This window comes from Tenacibaculum sp. DPLXC6, from assembly GCF_056815515.1.
This window is the reverse complement of record NZ_CP141806.1, coordinates 1,637,679-1,657,452: the sequence shown is the minus strand read 5'-3', so window position 1 is coordinate 1,657,452 and position 19,774 is coordinate 1,637,679. Positions and strand designations below refer to the sequence as shown.

The following is a 19,774-nucleotide window of genomic DNA, read 5'->3' as shown; positions in this document are numbered from 1 at the left end:
ATAAGAGTATGTCTAATAAATTTAAATTGTCGGCTTTAATTTTTATAGCGCTATTAGTACTTATACTAGCAATATTTGCACCTTATAAATCAAGACTTAGTAACTTAGATTTTTATGTGTCTGAGTCTAATAGTAATTATCAATTTGAAGTTGGAGAAAAATTGTTTTTCCTTCTAAACGATACCAGTTTAGTTGAGGGGAGAAAAGTAGTGTGGCACATGGGGAATGGAGATTCTATCATGAAACGAGGTAATATTGACTATAAATACCATAAGGAAGGTAAATATCTTGTGTCAATCAAAATAAACGATAAGTTCACAGTATCAAAACAAATAGGAGTAGTTTCATTGCCAAAACTGTCACCTAGAGATTCTTTGGTGACCTTACATGGAGTAGATGAAGGTTATGTAGGTGAAGAATTAGTGTTTTTTACCGAAGGAAAAGGAATAAACACTTGGTATTGGGAGTTTGGAGAAACAGGAACAGTTGATGCTTATGAAGAACAAGTTATTTATAGGTACAGCAAACCAGGGGATTACAGGGTAAAGCTTCAAACAAACACATTAAAATACCCCATATATCATAACATAAGAATCTTACCAAGATTTGAAAAAGTTGAAGAATTAGAAAAAGTTGATTCTTTAGGGGTTGTTCAAAATGATATTAGAAAAAGACTTCAAGCAATAGCCGATAGTAAGGTTACCGATCGGGGAACTTTTTATAAGAACTTAAATTATATAAAGAACAATTACACATGTAATCAAGCAGAAGACATACTTGTAATTGTTAATGGGGGAAGGTATAATGACTTCTTTAGTTATTGTCAAGGTTTACACTATCTAGAAAATAAAAAAAGAAGCAAAATAATAATTAATAAAGTTGAAATAGATACAATTAAATGTTTCAAAAGATTAAATGTAACACAAAGTTTACTAAGATAATAATGCAAAAAAAAATAACACTTTTTATTTTTTTTCTGTCACTATATTCCTTTCCTATCATATCACAAACTATAGGAAAATATGAAAAAGTAAAAGAAGTAAAAGAAAATAGGTTTAACTATCTTAAAAAAGTAAAAACAAAGCACGATGCCTCGTTAAAAATGGTTTTTTCAGATAGAGAAAACAATTCTTTTTATAAAGGACCATACATTCAAGAAAAATTTAAGAAAAAAGGGTTGTTAACTCCTTTATATGTAATTGATGAAAAAGAGAATTCGTATGAAGTAGTAATAGCTAACCCAGATCAAATAGGGAAACCAAAAGGCTTATTCTCGATGTTTTATGGAGATAAGTTTAACTTTAAAGATGCAGAGCAAGTAGAGTATTTAGGTTGGATACCTGCAAATAATGTTATAGAGTACAATCACTCTTTTATAGAAACCTGTAACAATAAGCCAATAAAATACAAAGTAGGTACTGATAAAACGTTAAGGCTTTTTGATTTAAAACCTTATATGGAAGTAGATTCTGTAAATGTATTTAAAGATCCTTTTTTTAGAACAAAGTCAAATAAGAAGTTAGTATCCAATCAAATAGTATATCCTTATAAGTATGATGAAAAAGGAAAAGCAGTATTTGTTTCAGATAAGCCTATTTTAAAAGATTCAACTTCTCAAACAGTAGGCTGGATACCATCAAACTTAATTACTCGCATAGGACAAAATCAAGTATACGTTGTAAATAATACTGATAGTTTATTAGCAGTTAGTAATAAAGATACAATTCAACTTACAGGTGAAGATGTATTGTCAAAATATGTATATACAGGATATAAAAATTTGAAAATAGATGTTACTAAAGATCTAATAGCTCCAGTACATGTTTGGAATCATGATAAAAACAAACTTATCAATGTAAAAGGAAACAGTTTCTACACAAAAGAAATAAAGTTTATGAAAGAGGAATCTAAAGTAGTAAACTTCCACTTTATTTCTAAAAACGAAGAAAGCGAGCACCTAAAAAAAATACTAAACTCTTTACAAAGTTTATACATAACCTTATTTCAAGAACCTACCGAAACTAAATACAGTTTTTCAGCAATATTAGTGGATAAAAAAGGAACAGCTATATTAGAAAAAACAAGTTCCTTTTCTGAATGGATTAGTTTTGTTGAGTCTTTTATAGAAAGTAATCAAAATAATTTAGCTTTAGAATATACAGAAAAAACAATGTCTATTCCAAAGGCAGTTAATTATGCAATAGATAATTTTTCAGGTGAAAAAAAGCGTTTTGAAAACAACTTCTTTATCATAGCTTCAAGTAAAGAGAGTACAAATGATATTAAAAGGCAAAAAGATGCTTTTTTTGAAAAAATAGCTAAAAAATCACCTAAAATTATTTTTGCTCAATTAGACAATAATAAAAGTGTAAGATCTCAAAATTACATATTAGGAAGTAAAGAGTTTTTATATAAAACAGGGAAGTTTTATAATGAATTTATCAAGAATTTTATTGTAGATAATGAAATTATTGTAGAAAATAATATACTTAAAAAAGTACCTGCAGACGAAGATAATATCTATGTGTATGATGCACCAGATAATAGTTTGTTTAATGGAGGAGTTGTTTTTCCAAGAATAGAAAGCTCCTTAACTCCTTTGTCTTTAGAAAAAACGATAGATACTGTTTTAAAAAGGTCTGTTTTAACCAATGATAAACTTATATCCTCGTTAAATTACTTCAACAAAAAATTAGGAGTTTTAAGAAGTGAACCAAGTGCTACGATAAAAACAAGGTATAAAGAGTTAAACACGGATAGTTTACGACTCTTTCAGTTAAGTAGAAATAACTTACACGAAGTGTTATATCAAAAAGTATCATTACTTAACGATAGTATTATTAAAAAAGGATATGTTTTTGATAAGGATGAAATTATAGAGTTGATAGAAAATTACCGTAGTACATTTCCTCAAATGGCAAAACCAATTACGAGAAAAAAACGAAGAGTAATAAAACGCCTATACCAAAAACAAATAAAAATATTAAACAAAGCAGCCTATAGATATGTTTTAAGTAGAAAAGCAACAATTGCCGATCTATTTTACTTTAAATCAGGAATCCCTCTAAATCACGAAGGTTATTATTGTTTACGAATACATAAACTACCAAGAAAAAGAGTAGAAAAAAACGGTTTTGAGAAATTTTATTTTCAACAGTATGAAAAAATAGATAAATTAGAGGAATTATTTTTAAAAAATAAGTTGCAAAAAGTAGAAGAAGGTTATAAAAGTGAAGTGTACTTTATACCTTTAGAACTATTGCCCTAGTTAATAGTTAGGAAGAACCCCGAAAATTGCCTAAAAATGAATGTTAAAGCAAAGCTATTTGTATGTGGAGAAGAGCGAGAACTTTTCAAAACAAATTTAAATTACGATCGACTTATTGATTGGAACGGAAAACCTACCTCTGCCTTAATGGGAGGAACCATCTCGGTTACATTTGAATCACAAATGTATGACGATAGTTTTTTAGAATGGATTATTGCCGACAGAACCGAGAACAAAAAAGTATCATATCCCTTTAACTTATATCAGTTAAGAGAAGGAAAAGTTGTTTTTTATCAAGATGATTTTGACGGATTAGAAATCTTTGAATACAGCTTTAAAGATGCTACCCTTATAAATTATCATGAAAAATTTTGTAATCAATTAGGTATGCAGGTTACTTTAACCATATCTCCAGCCATGCAAGATTACCGATTTTTTAACAACTCTAGTTGGAGTAAAAAAACTACTACACGCTATATAAAACACTGGCAAGAAAGTTTTATACCAATAAAAGAAGCCGCACCATACAAAGCTAAAGAAGATACAACACCACGCTTTACTTGTTATTATACCGACCTTCAAGGTAATAAACAGGCAGAACCACATACAGGAGAAGAAGTGTACTTAGTATTGAAAACAGAAAATGCTATAGGACAAACAATAGATATTGATTTAAGTAACCACACAAAAGATTTTGTATATAATGATAAGGTTATAGAAAACGATATTATAAAAGATTTTAAGGTAACTAGTAGTGAACATAAATTGAAGTTACGTGTAGTTGTTCAACAAGAAGGAGAAAGAGAAACAATAGAAAATTAATTAGCTATGCCAACATTAACCGTAAAACCAAGTAATACTCTAAGAATTAAAATCCAACGAGTAAAAAAAGCTTATTTAGCAAAAAAAGAAATTAAAGGTACAGAGAAAACAGGTGAAACTGAAAGTTATACTTTTAAAGGGAGCAATAATACAAGCACCAAAACTCGTAAGGAAAAAATAGCAACAATTATTTATAAAAACATTAAGGGAGGTTTACAAAAAAAGCAACAGCAGACAACAGTTGCTCACATAGTAGAGGTACTTAAAAAAGACTCATATACTAAAGGAGATTGTATTGATATTCCTTTAACTCTGCCAAAAATAGAGTTTACAAAACTAGCTAATGCTAATTTAGGAGATGAGGTGTATATGGTGGTTGAAACTGAAAATATGGCTAATAAACGTATAAAGTTAAGTTTAAAACAAGCCGAAAAAGATTGTTTGGTAGCAAAAGATAGTTCTATAGTTTTACAACAGGATGGTAAAAAAACTAGTGTTGTAGAAACGTATGTAAGCAGATTTACAGAGCAAAATAAAAAGAACATATCAAATGCTGAAGATTTTAGAAACTTTGCAATAGATGCAGTTACACTATCACCTAAAGAAGAGAAAGATCAGAAAAAATACAGAGAAGCTTTAAATAAAACAACTGACAAAAAAACAAAGTTGTTTATGGTCGTTGATGCAGAACCAGTAGGAGCTTCTTGGAAAGAAGTTTTTTATGATGAGGTATTTGACTTAACACCAAACCAATGGTATTATGGAGAAAAAAATTGGTTTGAGTTGAAGAGTGAAAATGTGGTAGAAATAGGGGTTTATCATACGGGGTACCTTGACAAGGTAGATTACAAAGAAGTAAAAAAAGTAAAATATGTTTATCATGATAAGGAGGGAAAAAAACATAGTTTAAAAGATGTTTACGATGTGATTCAAGTTGAAGAATATGGATATGGGAAAACCTTAAAATCTGTACCAAAAGGTTATACTAAAGAAGAAGTTATAAGTAACGGTCGAAAAAAATATACCTATGCTGATAAGATAGTTGTTAAAGGGACAAAAGGTGGTGAAAAAGGAAAAATTCGAAAATATGTAAAAACAGGTAATAAAACACCATTAATCAAAATAGATAGTAAAAATTATACAGGTCAAAGTATACCTATTCAATTTAAGTTAATGTCTAATAGTACCAGACCCTATATTCATCCAAATGCTTTTGCTTGTGTGTTAGGAGCAATAGCTGGGGTCGGTTATAAAGATATTACAATGATTGGTTTTACAAGCAAAGATAATCATGGCTTTCCAAGTAAAACACATGTGAATGGAAAGCATGGAGATTTTAGGTATTTGCGTAAGGATAAAACAGGAGCTAGTCTTCATATCGATAGTGTTGAAGGAGCCAATAAATTAGATATAACAAGACAAGAAAAATTGATTGATGCTTTTGTGAAGTTTGGATGGCCTAAGTTTTATAGTTTCAAATTTAAATTAAAAGAAGATCAAAAAGAAAAACAGAGTCTAAAAAAATGTGACCATTTAGCGGGACATCATCACCATTTACATTCAAGACAGTTTAAAGCAAATTTTAAATAATGAAAACTATGTCAAAATATAAGTTTATAACGCTTTTTATAGTAATACTACATTTTTTTATTAATTGTAAATTAGGAGGAGGAACAAACTTAAAATCACCTGATAATATAAATGTCATTATTGAAAATGACTCTATAATAAATATAGATAGAAAGAAAGTTTCAGAAGAATGTATAAAAAAAGCAGAGAGAATAAGGATGTCTGAAAACCTTGAGCCTAATGGAGGAGGGGATTTAGAGAAAGGACATCAAACTATTTTTGTCGAAGTTTTAGAAGAAATGGAAACAGGAGATAAAAATATTGAGTATACAATTAGTTCTGATAATAAAGATATAAGAGAGTCGAATTCATATTCTTTTTATCTAGATACTCTGGATAATGCTTTTTTAATAATTAATACTATTACTAATTATAATATCGAAGATGAGTCTGAGGTAACTTTAGTTAAAGACACTATTTTTTTAAAAGAAAATAAAATTCTTTTTATAAAAGATAGACATTTGTCTAAAGACGAGTTGTTGGTCAAGCAAGAAGAAATTGATGTAATCAAGAGAGAAATAAATAAGATACTGAAAAATTAACAATGTACTTTAAACAAACATTAATTGTTTTATTTGTTTTTTCTATTGTTTTAATTCAATGTAAGGTAGAAGGGAATAAAAGTTTAGATACAATTTCTATAAAAAAGTTACCTTATAAGTATTCATATGATTATAATAATGATTTTTTATTTGCTCTTATAGATAGCCTAAAACAGAAAAAAGAAATAGAAGAGAAATCTGAGTTGAATTTTTTGTTTTCTGATAAAACTGTGTTTAAATTAAAAGAGGAGTTATACGCTAAAGAGGAAGATAGCTATCCTTATAAAGGAAAAGGATATTTTTATAAGAGGTTTCCAGATAAAAATAAGTATAAAGTACTTTTATTTATTTATTCAAATAAAGAACAAGATTATTATTTGCCATATTTTGAGCTACAAACTATAAGCAGTAATAACAAAACTGTTGATAAACTGATTGTCGTAGGAGGAAAGAATTATGAATGTGGATGGGATAGAAGTTTTGAAATTGATAAAGATTATACAATAACAACTATTGATGAACAATCTTGTTACGATATAGAAGAAGAAAAAGAAATTGAAAGAGTAACATATATAAATGAGTATAAAATAGATACCCAAGGTTATTTTAAGAAAATAAAAAAATAAGATTATTTATAATAAGAAGTTCCGATTTATAATTTTGAGTTAGATATAAATTTTCAACCTCTAGGCACTAAAAAAAATCTGAGGTAACAATACTGCAAGATTAGTTTTTGCTAAGGTGAACCATTGTAATTAGCAACTAAACCTTAACATCTTTGATTCTATATATTATTAGTAATTACTGTCAGTCAATATAAAAAACTTACTACTTTTGTGAAACTGCTAAAAAAGATTAACCTTATATTTTGAAGAAGAAAAAGGCTACTACAAAATTATAGTATGGTAGCTGCCAATTTATATAATACAATTCTTTCTTCTTACAACCTATAAACGTCTTAATAGCAGTTTTTCAATTAAATTTATATATATGATTTTTAAACTGATATTTAGAAAAAAATTAAAAGAGTTAAAAAAGAGAGAACAAGGAATAGAGTTAGAAAGAAACCGTTTAAAAAAAATTAAGTATTTATTAGATGAACGAGTAGGTGAAGGAGTAAAATGTGTAATAGAAACAACTAATAAAGGAGTAGCTGTGTTAGTAGCAATAAACTCTAAAGAAAATGAAATAGAAGTTTTTGATATTGATACTATTAACACGCCTTCAGTTAAAGAATCCGGATTATGGGTAAAGATGTGGGATAAAATTAGAAGTAAAGAGGTTTTTTTGCAAGATAGAAATGGAAAAGAAAAAGGACTTGAAGAAGTTGCAATGATGCATTTATTTAACCTTGTTGATGAAGCCACAAAAGAAAAAGTTAGTTGGAAAGTAAAAGACATTAAAGATTATAATGATAAAGATGAGCTTATTACTTTGTATGAAAATATGGGGTTTAAAATAAAACACTTTTCAAAAGCCCAATAGTTTTAAAGAACGTAAAATCAATTTAATCAGCAATAGTCTTTGTTTAATACAGAAGGCTAAGCTTTTTTAAAAAAAGTAACAATTTATTTACATAAAAATTTGGTAGTAAGAAAACTATAACATACATTTACATCACATAAGGCAATATTTGTTATCTTCTTTCTTCTTATAGAATGGCGCCAAAAAATAAAAAAAGAGAAGGTTTTATATTGTTTAAAGCTTTCTCTTTTTTTATGGAGAAAGCTCTAAAAAGTATTTTAATTTAATTATTTAACCCAAAAAAAAGAAACTATGGGATCATTTAGAGCAAGTTTCGAATTCGCAGGAAAAGAATTCGACGTATTAGAAGCTGAATACAGCTTAAACAGAAACACAGACACAAAAGGTAAACCATCTTCAAGTGTAAATGGAGGAAGAGTTACTTTAACTATCGAATCTACATCAGATACCTCTGTTATTGAGGCAATGGTAAATAGCCAATTTAAGTCTGTTGATGGAAAAATTGTTTTCAAGAAAACTGATGAAGATTCAAAAATGAAAGAAGTGGAATTCAAAAACGCTTACATCGTTTATTTCAAAGAAGAGTTAGATGTGAACAATGAAATTCCAATGAAATTAACAGTTACTTTCTCTGCTGAAGAATTACTTATTGGTAATGCTAACTTAGATAACCGTTGGCCAGTAGCTTAATGAGAAGGACTAAATAACTTTTAGTTTTATATAATTTATTTATTAAAGACCTTCTCTTTTTATAAAGGAAGGTCTTTTTTTTGTCAAAAAAAAGCGTTGATAGTTAACTATAACAAAGAAAAAATACCCCCATGCATAAGATAAAAGAAGAAGCATTAGATAAGCAAATTACCATTGATGGTAATTTTGTAAAGAGCTATAAAACAATTACAATTAACCAATTTTTATATAAGCATCATACTTTTGAAGTAGTGGTAGACATAGAAACCGTAGAAGAAGCGGGAAGTTACACACTAGATAAATCAAAAGAATGGTTAGGGAAACAACTTACCACCAATGTTTCTGGGAAAGCTTTTGTAGGAGTTGTGTTAGATGTATCAATGCGTCATAATGAAATAGGATTACACGGCGAATTAATACTTAAAGGATTGTCTCAAACAGTCTTGTTAGAAAATGGAAAACAGCAAAAATCTTGGTTAGAAAAAGACTTAGGAAGTATTGTTTCAGAAATCCTAGATGCTACCACCATCAAAAATAAGGTAAGTCCAACATATACTACAGTAATCCCTTATCAATGTCAATACGCAGAGAGTGATTATAAATACCTTCAAAGATTAGCGTATCAATATAATGAATGGTTTTACTTTGACGGAGTAGACGTTATTTTTGGAAAGCCTGAATCTGAAGGTCAAAAACCAATAGAGCTAGAATACAGTAAAGATTTAAAAGAACTACAAATAAAAACCAAAACGTATAACCCTACTTTAGCGACTTATAGTTACGATTCGTTAAATGATCAGTTTTTTGAAGGTGACTTAAAAGCAAATAATGAAGGGCTAAACGATTTAGCCAATACAGCACTAAAAGCATCAGAACAAGTTTATAAAGAAGTAAAAGACTTTGGGGTAAGTGATGTGTTTTTACAAGATAAATCATCATTAGATGAGTATTTACAAAAGCGTTTACAAGGGTTAAGTGCAGGAGGTAATGTGCTTAAAGCAAGTGGGGTAACAAAAGGACTTTGTTTAGGAACTATAATAAAAGTAAGCGCAGCAAAGTATGATGAAGGAAAGTATACTGTAAAACAGTATGGAGAATATATTATAACTCAAATAAGTCACTATGCTGATGTTGGAGGAGCATATCATAATACCTTTGAAGCTGTCCCTGCAAACACAAAAAGTTTACCATTAAACGAAAATATAGCACCAGCTATAGCTAATAATCAAGTAGCTAAGGTAGTAAGTAATAAAGATCCGGAAAGTAAAGGACGTGTACAAGTTCAGTTTTACTGGCAAGAAGCTATTGGAGCAAAAACAGATTTTATTCGTGTAATGACTCCAGATGCAGGAAGCAGTGACCTTACTAAAACCAATAGAGGGTTTGTATTTATTCCAGAAATAGGCGATCAAGTAATGGTAGGTTTTGAACATAACGACCCTAATCGTCCTTTTGTAATGGGAAGCATGTTTACAGGTAAAAATGGAGCAGGAGGAGATGAAGAAAATGTAAGAAAGAGCATTATTACGCGTGGTGGACATACGATTGAGTTAGATGATACAAAAGATAAGGAGAAAATAACCATAAAAGACAAAGACGGAAGTATTATAACTTTTGATACTAAAGAAAAATCATTGTTTGTTCAGTCTGCTGAAACTATGGAGTTTTCTGCTAAGAATGTGAAAATAATTGCAGAAGAAAATATTGAACTACAAGCAAAAGGAGAAATAAAAACAGCGTCAGAAAAAGACACTTCAATTTTATCTCAAGGAGCAATTAAAGCTCAGGCAGATAAAGATGCTAGCATTACAAGTAGTGCAAATGTGGCTATTGAGGCAAGTAGTAAAGCTACTATTAAAGGACAAAATACAACTATTGAAGGTCAAGCGGCAGCCGAATTAAAAGGACAGCAAACAAAAGTACAAGGACAAATGACTGTAGTACAAGGAGCAAGCGGTAAGTTTGATATAATGTAATCTTTTTAAAAAACTATAACATATGCCAGGACCAGTAGCAACAGTAGGTAGTATGCATGTATGTCCTATGTGTAGTGGAACAACTCCTCATGTTGGAGGACCAATAGCACAAGGAGAAGCAAATGTATTAGCTAACGGGAAACCCGTGGCCACTATAGGTAGTATGTGTACCTGTGTAGGACCACCAGATACCATAGCACAAGGATTTCCTAACATTTTAATTAACGGAAAACCCGTAGCATGTTTGGGAGACCTAACAGCTCACGGAGGAACAATAACAGTAGGAGAAGCTAATATTATAGTAGGTAGTGCTGCGCCAGTTCCTTCAGTTAATATGCCTGTAAACAAGATACCATTTCCAAAAATTAGTATTGTAGATAGATTAGCTCACAATAGTAAAATAAAAGAAGCGGAAGAAAATCAAGAAAAATTAAAAGAAGAAGAGCAAGGAGAACCGCGAATTTATAATTTACAATGGCTAAAAGAAAAGAATATAATACGGAAGTCAAAAGTGTTAAAAGAAGTAACACTACGAGCTTATGTTTATAATATACCAGAAGGAGAAAGTATTACGTTTAAAGTAAAGAAACCTGTTGAAACTACCGATGAAAATGGTAGTACAGCCACAAATGAAGAAGAAGTGGTAGAATTAACAGGAACAGTACAAGATAAAAAAGTAGAAGTTACTTGGGAGGTTGAAGATGTTTCAGAAGAAGGAGAGAGTACAAGTAATACACAAAAAAAGAACAATACAATAGTAAGTACGCAAGCAGAAAGTAATACAACACCATCCAATAATGTAGTAGCTACTCCTGCTTCAGGAGAAGAGAAGGAAGATCGTTTTGTCGAGGTAGAAACAGGAGAAGTAAAAAAAGGAAATTGGATTACAGAAGAAGGAAATACGGTTATTGTTAATAGAAATGGGCAAAGAGCTTATGATTGGGAATATGCAGACAATCCTGATGAAGCTAAAATGAAGCAAAATGGAATGTCAGATTATGATATTTTCAATGTAAAGCTAACAAAATCTTATCCTGAAGCGTATCTAAAAGCAGAAATGAAAGTCACACTTTGGTTGTTTTCTGATATAGAAGATGGCTTTGGAGAAAATGGAATACGATTAGCAAACCACTTTTTTTCAGGAGGAGGAAAAGACTTTGAATTTAACCAAAGTTCAAACCCTTCTATAGAAATGCGTGACTCAGAAAGGTTTAAGTCGTTCGTGTCTTCTTTAAAAGAAGAGCTCAAAAAAAAGTATGAAAAAGACGGAACAATAAATGGATCAACCGGAGTTAACTTATATAGTATAAGAACCTCACTTCCTTATTATGGTGTATCATCTTCATTAAACCCCAATGTAAATGAGTCAGCAACATTTATAGGAGGTATTCAAGGTTGTGTAGCAAAGTACAAAGTCTTAAAAAATGAAAAAACACAAGAAGTCAAAGTTGAAATAGAACGAGTACTATTCTTAGATACTTTTGGAGCAGGATGGGAAGATGGTGGAGCCAATGGAAAGGCAAAACAATGGGTGCCAGGTTTGGTAGCAATGTTTTGTTTACAACATTTTAAGAATTTAAAAAGCCCTAATAAATTTAGACCTTTTACAGTGTTTGTAGATATTAAACCTTCATAATTATGAATCTAATTTTTATTCTTTTGGTTGTAATAACTATTATGTTCATTCTTTTTTTTAAAACAAAAAAGAAATTCATAAAAATTATTACAATTATTGTAGCACTTCTAGCTGTTTTTTGGGCATTTCTTTTAGCAGAAAAAGAAGTAGAAAATAAAAACGAAGCTTTTGAAATAAAACAGCTTACCATAAACGATTATGAAGCAGACTATGTGTTTAACTTTAAAGGTAACGCTCAACAAATAAAAAGTATATTTCAGTATGTTTATAACGATCTAATAGAAAGAAAAACAAAACAACAGAAGAAACCTCAAGCGGACAGCATACAGGGGGAAGTAGCAATAAATAAATCTGCAAAAGAGCTAATTGAAAAAACGTCATTAACAGAAGAAGAAATAAAGGCAAGCTTTTTTGATTATGAGTTTTTAAGACCTGTTGAAAATGCAAACCCCAATGATAGAGAGAACTTAATATTTAAATTTATAATAGACGAAGAAAAAGGAGATATAGAAAGTATTATATCAAGATTTACGAATACGGAGATAAAAAAAGATGAGTATAAAATTGAATCAGTAAATGATACTTTATCTAACATATATTTAGAAGATACATTATTAAATTATAATTCATTTTCTAAGAGCTTAGAGCTGGCAAAAAATAGCAAACCTCACTTTACTTCGAATATTTACAATTACGATGTTTTATACAAAAACAAATTTATTTTCAGAATAAAATATTTTGAAAGAGGAAAGTATCTTAAAGTATTTTTTAAAAACTAAAAACTAAAAACTAAAAACAAAAAATGGCTAACGATATTTTAGAAAAAAACCAACTAACAGAATATAATGAAGTAGTTGCTAGGTATTTTTTTGAGTGTACTGGAGGTGGTGTTATGGAACCTGTAAAAAGCCCAGAAAAAGAAGCTTTAAAACCGGGTATTCGTTTACATTTTTTACGTTATGGTTTGTTTGATAAGAATTCGGAAAACCAAACAGAAGAAGATGTAGATGCGCCTAAATATAACGATCCGAGAATAACCAAAGGGGTTTTAATACAAGATGATAAAGCAGTATGTAAAAATGTAGCTACTTGTAATTCTAATACCCAGAATACAAATGCAGCAGAAAACAGTACGCTTGAGTTAGAAGAAGTAGAGGTGTTATCACTAAAAGAGTTGCCTCAAATTAATAATTTTTATGTAGCCCGAACTGCTCTAAATAAAGGATATATTTATCTAATTAACGATGAAGATCAAAACGATTACCACGAACTATATGTTGATGAAAGTGGACAGCTACAGCATATTATATGGGCATACAACAAAGATGAAAAAGGAAATTATAAAGATATTCGAAAACCATCTGGAGACAAGAGCGAATATAAGTTAATAATAGAACCAGGAAAAAAATATTGGGTAGCATACTCTCCTGTACAATGGAGTAGAGATTATCATAATGAGCTGAATACGGATGCTAATAAGCGTAAAGAACGTATGAAGTTGATAGATTGTAGTGGTATAAAAAAAGGAGAAGAAGAAAAACATGAAAATGTTATACCATTTACAAACGTAAGAGCAACGTTTCCTGGTAACCATCCAAGGGCAGGAGCACTTGAAAAGATGCTAGACTCAATATTATCAGATGAAAAGAAACAAGATGAAAAAGGAGATAATGAGGTTTTTGAAGATATGTTTATCACATTACATGACCCAGCAGGTTGCGCAGCAGATATAAGTGAGGTTGTAAGTGAAAAAACATTAAAGCTACAAGCATTAACTCAAGCAATACAATCAGGTGAATCAGTACAAGAGGCGTTAGGTAGATTAGAAAGAAAAGAAATACAAGCACCTGAGCCTAAAGATAAAGAGTATGGGCATTTATTTACATTGGCACTCACTTGTTATCAGATGGTGTATAACGATGATAAAGCGATCTTAAAATTTGATGGAGGTTCACCTGGTTGGTTTAATTTTGATGATAGACATTCATTAGATCCTAGACCCATGTATTCTGAATATTACAGCATGGCAGAAAAAGGAATGGTCTATAGAAAAAATAGTGGACATATAGGTTATGGTTTAGACCATGAAAAACTAAAAGGTATTTTAGGAGTTGAGGAACGTAAGCAAGCAAGAAAAATCTTATTAAATTATAGAGAAGATTTAGGTGTTTTATTAAGTTCTACATATGTAAGAACCTATTTAGACGATTTTTTAGGAAATCACCCAGAACGTATTGTAGAAGGGAGAGATTTTATGTTAAATATTATTGATCCTTTAAGTTATCACCCTTATAAGTTTGATAGACATTTATTACTAAAAAAAGATTATGTAGAAAATGATAAATGGGTAAACTGGTTGTATGATGTGATAGACGATAAATATCCTGAGCGAGTAAAAAACAAAGAAACTAAAAGTAAAGCAAAAGGATTTGAAGGTTTAGACCCTCTATTGGCATTATTAGCGGCACCTTTAAATATTAAAGAAGTACTTAGTAAAGGCGAGAGCTTTAGCCAAAAAATAGTTGGGATATATACAAAGAATTTAAAATATCGTGCTGGTCAAGCATCAAGTTTTAAGGAAGTAGATGGAATATTACTCAAGTCTATAGAAGAACGTCAAAAATTTATTGTTGAAAAGCTTAACAAAAATCTAAAAGTTTTTGGCGAAGAAATGTTTGAAATAATTGATGGTGACATTCAATTACGATTACAAGAGTTAGGAGTAGAGTTAGATCCAGAATATGTTAAAAAAGGAAAATACACAGGTAAACGTACGGATGTATTACGTATTTTAAAAGAAAGCCATGGTAAAGATGGTTTTACCTATCGCACTCGTAAAAAAGGAAGAAGTACAAACTACGAAATAAAAGTAAAAGTAGTAGAAAATGTAAGTAATGATGCCCAAGCTGTTAAAAACTATAAACTTAGTAAAATAGTTAATGGTAAGGTTTTTAACGGAATGTTTGCCTTGTTGGAATTGTATAATTTTAGCATGGCAGTAGTCAAAGTAACCAGTGAAGGAAGTACTAAAAAAGATAAAGTGAATGCCTTTGGTTCTATTGTGAAATTAAGTGAAGCAAGTATGAGTCTAGCTAAAGTAACTATAATAAGTGAAAAGCTTGCAAAAGGTTCTTTGGTTCGCTCAATTTCAAACTCTCTTACTGCATTAGGAGGAGTGATAACTGTGGGTGTGTGTTTTTATGATAGTTATAAAGCAATGGATAAAGGAGATATGGATGCTGGTCTTGCTATGATTGGTGCAGGGGTTGCTTTTGGGGTATCTTCTATGGCGTCTTTAGGAATTGTTTTTGCTTCCACAGGTCCTGTAGGGTGGATAGCAGCGGCTATAGGGGTAGGGCTACTAATTATAGCATCATTACTTACCGATAGTGAGTTGGAAACCTTTTTTAAAAACTTCTTATTAAGTGATTCATATGGTGAAGGCTTTCCTAAGCGCTCAAAAGAATTACCTATGGACTACGCCCGTAGAATTTTAGAAAATAGAAAATTATTAACAGATGATGATTATCATGATTCACTTATGAATCCTATAGATGCCCAAGCTAAGTTGTTTGATTGTATCGTGTGTAAACAAATAGGGTTTAAACCTGTAAATTCTAAAACAGAAATTTATACTAGTTATAGCCCATATGGAGGGGGGGCATCTTCCATAGAAACAGCTTCGTATTTTAGTGCTAAAATGGTGTTTAGTCGTTTTTTTAATCATCCTAATCAGGTAGAAACTCATATATTCTTCTACCCAAAAGGAGTAAAAAATGGAAGCCCCATAACTATGAATGTTGGTACTGTGGATAAAATTTACGATGGAGAGAACAGGGAGGCTTTAGAGGTGAAATTTTGGGTACCAAAATCACATGAAGATAAAATAACCTCACAGTCTGAAGCAGTATTTGCTCTACGTTTAAAGGTAGATGAGAGTCAGCAGTTATATTTTCCATATTCATTACAAAAAAAAGAACGTTATTTAGGAGCTAAAATAAGATTAAGAGCCTTAAGTGCAGGATTGTACATTACCGACTTAGATCAAAACAAAGATGTTACTATTGCTTCTTTACAAGAATTAAAAACAGACAAACCATGGTAAAAGATTTTACCCGAAAAATAACCCATGAAGATTATAAAAACCCAGAAAAACTCAAAAAATATTACCATCGAGTTGTAAAAAAAATTCATGTTAAACCAAGTAAGCTTGACAAAGGCTATATTGAAAGGAAACGATCTGATTATATTATTTATAATGATAAATTTTTAGTAACTAAAACTGCTTATTTTATAGTACCAGTAATTTTTGGAGGAGCGTCATTAATTTTATCTTTATTACTTATTTTTCCTTTAAATGAACCAAGAGATACTGCCGACTGGTCTCTTTTAATTATTTCGGTTTGTTCTACTATGTTTTTTATCATTTTTGGATTGACGATGCCTAAAAAAGAAAATATTTTAAATCGTAGAGACGGATTAGTAACTTTTACTGGTTTTTTATGGCAACCTAATATAACGATGGAGTTTAAAAAAACAGAATTTGCTTATAGTACAGGAGGAGAGGATTTAGTTGGAGGTTTTCAATTACAAATCATACGTCCCAATAAATGGCAAACATTTGCTATTACTGGTTATGTAGGAAGCGAGTGTTATGAAGATATGTCTTTTATTACTTGGTATATGGATAAAAACCGTCCGCTACCTCCTGGAGAAGCTTTTGATCCATATCGTCAACAAGATTTTGAGCGTAGAAAAGCTGAGGGATTTCCTAAGCCTCTGTACCCAAGTAAAATATCAACGCCAGAGGCTACTAAAGAGCAACAAGCAGAACGTAAACGTATTGGTGGATGGTAGACTTTACCCGAAATATAACCCACCAGAGCTATAAAAACCCAGAAAAACTCAAAAAATATTACCATAGGGTAGAAAAAAAGATATATGTTAAGCCTAGAAATTCTGTTAATAGTGATTCGCATAGATTGTTAAAATATGACTATAAAGATGATAATTTTATGTTTTATCATACAAAAGGTACTGTAGTTCCTTTTTTGGGAGGAGGGGTGTTCTTGTCATTGATTACATTTTTGCCTTTTGCGAATGATGCTTTTCAGAGTTTAGGGAGTATTATATTTTATATTTTTTGTTGCGCTGGTTTCTGTTTTTTTTTAATTTATGGCTTGACTAAGCCTAAAAAAGAGCAAATTTTAAATCGTAAAGATGGATTGATTACGATGACAGGTTTTTTTTGGCAAAAAAACATCACAATGCCATTTAAAAAAGCAGAGTTTGCATACAGCACAGGAGGAGAAAATATGGTTGGAGCTTTTATATTAGAGGTTATTCGTCCAAATAAATGGCAGACTTTTGATTCTTTTGGATATGGTGGAAAAGAATGTTATGAAAGCATGTCATTTATCACATGGTATATGGATAAAAACCGTCCACTACCTCCTGGAGAAGCTTTTGATCCATATCGTCAACAAGATTTCGAACGAAGAAAAGCAGCAGGTTTTCCTAAGCCTTTGTACCCAAGTAAAATATCAACGCCAGAGGCTACTAAAGAACAACAAGCAGAACGTAAACGTATAGGTGGATGGTAGATTTTACCCGAAAAATAACCCATCAAGACTATAAAAAATCGGAAAAACTAAAAAAGTATTATCATAGGGTAGAAAAGAAAATATACGTAAAGCCTAGTAATTCTGTAAATAGTAATTCGCATAGATTATTAAAATATGATTATAAGGACAACAATTTTATTTATTACCATACGAAGGGTACAGTAGTACCTTTATTAGGAGGTGGAATATCTTTTGCTTTTCTATTAATTTTTCTGTTTCCATTAGAAGAACAAAGGGATGAAATTGAATGGCTTTTTTTGATAGTAACAGTATTATTAACTGTTTTTTTCTTGGTATACGGTCTAACGAAACCCAAAAAAGAACATATTTTAAATCGTAAAGAAGGATTGATTACTATGACTGGTTTTTTTTGGCAAAAAAACATCACAATGCCATTTAAAAAAGTAGAGTTTGCTTATAGTACAGGGGAAGAAAATATGGTGGGGGCTTTTAGGTTAGAAGTTATTCGTCCAAATAAATGGCAAACTTTTGACTCTTTTGGGTATGGGGGAGCAGAATGTTATGAGAGTATGTCTTTTATTACTTGGTATATGGATAAAAACCGTCCGCTACCTCCTGGAGAAGCTTTTGATCCCTATCGTCAACAAGATTTTGAGCGTAGAAAAGCTGAGGGATTTCCTAAGCCTTTGTACTCAAGTAAAATATCAACGCCAGAGGCTACTAAAGAACAACAAGCAGAACGTAAACGTATTGGTGGATGGTAAAATATGTTGATGGAAGTAGAGTGTCATAATTATGCAAGAAGAATTTATATACCAACGAAAAATTACTCATACTCAATATAAACATGGTGATAGAAAAGTAAAAAAAGGAGGTTTAAAAGGAAGGTTGCATACTGTAATTACAGATAATGCAATAAAATTAACGAATAAAAGGTTGGAAAGCAAAAAGACTTTTTTATATGCTTCTGATAAGTTTGTAGAGGTTGTTGATCCTCAAAAGGTTACTCCTATTGTAATGGGAGGTTTTTTTTTATTGATTATTATTATCATTATTATTGGAGGTTTTAAGTTTCCAAATGAAATAACTACAGTTTCTTTTATAATTCCATCTATAATTGCCCTTTTTGGGTTTTTATTTTATGTAGCCTATTATTTCACCATGCCTTTAAAAGAGAATATATTTAATAGAGAAGATGGTATAATAACTTTTTCTGGTTTTATGTGGTATGAAAATATTACGATGCCCATAGAGAAAATTATTTTTACAATGTCAGGTCCAGGTAGCTTACAAGGAGGAGGAGCATTTCGATTATTAATTGAAAGGCCTGATAAATTATATACTAAGTATGATTGTTCTATAGGAGGAGAAAATTGTTATCAAGATTTGTCTTTTATATTGTGGTATATGGATAAAAACCGCCCATTACCTCCAGGAGATGCCTTTGATCCATATCGTCAACAGGATTTCGAACGAAGAAAAGCAGCAGGTTTCCCTAAACCTTTATACCCAAGTAAAATATCAACACCAGAGGCTACAAAAGAACAACAAGCAGAACGTAAACGTATTGGAGGGTGGTAAAAAGATCAAATTAAGGAAAGTTGTTGGTTTTAATAAAACTATAAAATGAGTAATATCCTAAGAGTAGTAAAATACAGAGTTTTAAAATTTTGTACATTTGCAGAACATGAAGAAATACGTTTCTAAAATAATAGCTACACTCTTAGCATTAGTTGTGTTACTATCTACATTTTCTTTTAATGTAGAAAAACACTTTTGTGGAGATTCTTTAGTGGCAATTTCTTATGTAGGTAATGTAGATAGCTGTAATGATTTAGAGAAAGACAGTTGTGAGAGTAAAACAATAGAGCCTTCATGCTGTAAAGACGATACAGAGCTTTTAAAAGGACAAACTCAAATTCAAAAATCACCTGTTGAAAAAGTAATCTTTGCAAAGATTGCCACAGCAGTTACTTCATATATTTATAACAAACAATTATTTCTAAATTTAGAAAAACAGTTTGTTCCACACAGGTTGTATATACCACCCAAACTGTTTTCTGACATACAGGTACTTCACGAAGTTTTTATCATATGATTTTATAACTCTATTTACAAGTAAATAAGAATTATAAAATACA

Annotated in this window: 17 protein-coding genes; all 17 read left to right on the top strand. The window is 30.6% G+C overall.

The annotated features are described in order from the left end of the window. Positions 1-8: 8 nt before the first annotated feature. The gene (locus tag VCM48_RS07500) at positions 9-941 is read left to right on the top strand and encodes a PKD domain-containing protein (protein ID WP_274639658.1); all 933 of its coding nucleotides are present in this window, start codon (positions 9-11) and stop codon (positions 939-941) included. Between the two features lie 2 nt (positions 942-943). After that, on the top strand, positions 944-3,268 hold the full coding sequence (gene tssR / locus VCM48_RS07495) for a type VI secretion system protein TssR domain-containing protein (protein ID WP_482272177.1): 2,325 nt from the start codon (positions 944-946) through the stop codon (positions 3,266-3,268). Between the two features lie 36 nt (positions 3,269-3,304). Beyond that, the gene (gene tssD, locus VCM48_RS07490; protein WP_482272176.1) at positions 3,305-4,090 is read left to right on the top strand and encodes a type VI secretion system tube protein TssD; all 786 of its coding nucleotides are present in this window, start codon (positions 3,305-3,307) and stop codon (positions 4,088-4,090) included. A 6-nt stretch (positions 4,091-4,096) separates the two neighbouring features. Continuing rightward, on the top strand, positions 4,097-5,680 hold the full coding sequence (locus VCM48_RS07485) for a LysM peptidoglycan-binding domain-containing protein (RefSeq protein WP_482272175.1): 1,584 nt from the start codon (positions 4,097-4,099) through the stop codon (positions 5,678-5,680). 8 nt (positions 5,681-5,688) lie between these two features. Next, complete coding sequence (locus VCM48_RS07480) at positions 5,689-6,261, top strand: hypothetical protein (protein WP_482272174.1); 573 nt, start codon at positions 5,689-5,691, stop codon at positions 6,259-6,261. 2 nt (positions 6,262-6,263) lie between these two features. Then, on the top strand, positions 6,264-6,887 hold the full coding sequence (locus VCM48_RS07475; protein ID WP_482272173.1) for a hypothetical protein: 624 nt from the start codon (positions 6,264-6,266) through the stop codon (positions 6,885-6,887). 364 nt (positions 6,888-7,251) lie between these two features. Further along, on the top strand, positions 7,252-7,746 hold the full coding sequence (locus VCM48_RS07470) for a hypothetical protein (protein ID WP_482272172.1): 495 nt from the start codon (positions 7,252-7,254) through the stop codon (positions 7,744-7,746). Between the two features lie 291 nt (positions 7,747-8,037). Then, on the top strand, positions 8,038-8,436 hold the full coding sequence (gene tssD / locus VCM48_RS07465; protein WP_073184365.1) for a type VI secretion system tube protein TssD: 399 nt from the start codon (positions 8,038-8,040) through the stop codon (positions 8,434-8,436). A gap of 131 nt (positions 8,437-8,567) precedes the next feature. Then, positions 8,568-10,412 carry a type VI secretion system Vgr family protein gene (locus tag VCM48_RS07460; RefSeq protein WP_274639664.1) on the top strand — a complete coding sequence of 615 codons (1,845 nt, stop codon included), beginning with the start codon at positions 8,568-8,570 and terminating at the stop codon, positions 10,410-10,412. A gap of 22 nt (positions 10,413-10,434) precedes the next feature. Then, entirely contained in the window at positions 10,435-12,048 is a 1,614-nt protein-coding gene (locus tag VCM48_RS07455; RefSeq protein WP_482272171.1) for a PAAR domain-containing protein, read from the top strand. Positions 12,049-12,050: 2 nt separating this feature from the next. Then, positions 12,051-12,827 (top strand): hypothetical protein, encoded by a 777-nt coding sequence (locus VCM48_RS07450; protein ID WP_482272170.1) that lies wholly within the window; start codon positions 12,051-12,053, stop codon positions 12,825-12,827. A gap of 23 nt (positions 12,828-12,850) precedes the next feature. Beyond that, positions 12,851-16,153, top strand: a complete 3,303-nt coding sequence (locus VCM48_RS07445; RefSeq protein ID WP_482272169.1) for a toxin VasX — start codon at positions 12,851-12,853, stop codon at positions 16,151-16,153. Next, complete coding sequence (locus VCM48_RS07440; RefSeq protein WP_099215480.1) at positions 16,147-16,905, top strand: hypothetical protein; 759 nt, start codon at positions 16,147-16,149, stop codon at positions 16,903-16,905. Before VCM48_RS07445 ends, VCM48_RS07440 begins: the two co-directional genes overlap by 7 nt. Positions 16,906-17,063: 158 nt before the next feature. Beyond that, entirely contained in the window at positions 17,064-17,651 is a 588-nt protein-coding gene (locus VCM48_RS07435; protein WP_482272168.1) for a hypothetical protein, read from the top strand. Continuing rightward, positions 17,645-18,397, top strand: coding sequence for a hypothetical protein (locus VCM48_RS07430; RefSeq protein ID WP_482272167.1), 753 nt, complete (start codon positions 17,645-17,647; stop codon positions 18,395-18,397). Before VCM48_RS07435 ends, VCM48_RS07430 begins: the two co-directional genes overlap by 7 nt. 31 nt (positions 18,398-18,428) lie before the next feature. Further along, a complete protein-coding gene (locus VCM48_RS07425; RefSeq protein WP_274639670.1) occupies positions 18,429-19,214 on the top strand; it encodes a hypothetical protein in 786 nt (261 codons plus the stop codon). Positions 19,215-19,320: 106 nt separating this feature from the next. Further along, entirely contained in the window at positions 19,321-19,731 is a 411-nt protein-coding gene (locus VCM48_RS07420; RefSeq protein WP_482272166.1) for an HYC_CC_PP family protein, read from the top strand. Positions 19,732-19,774: the final 43 nt, after the last annotated feature.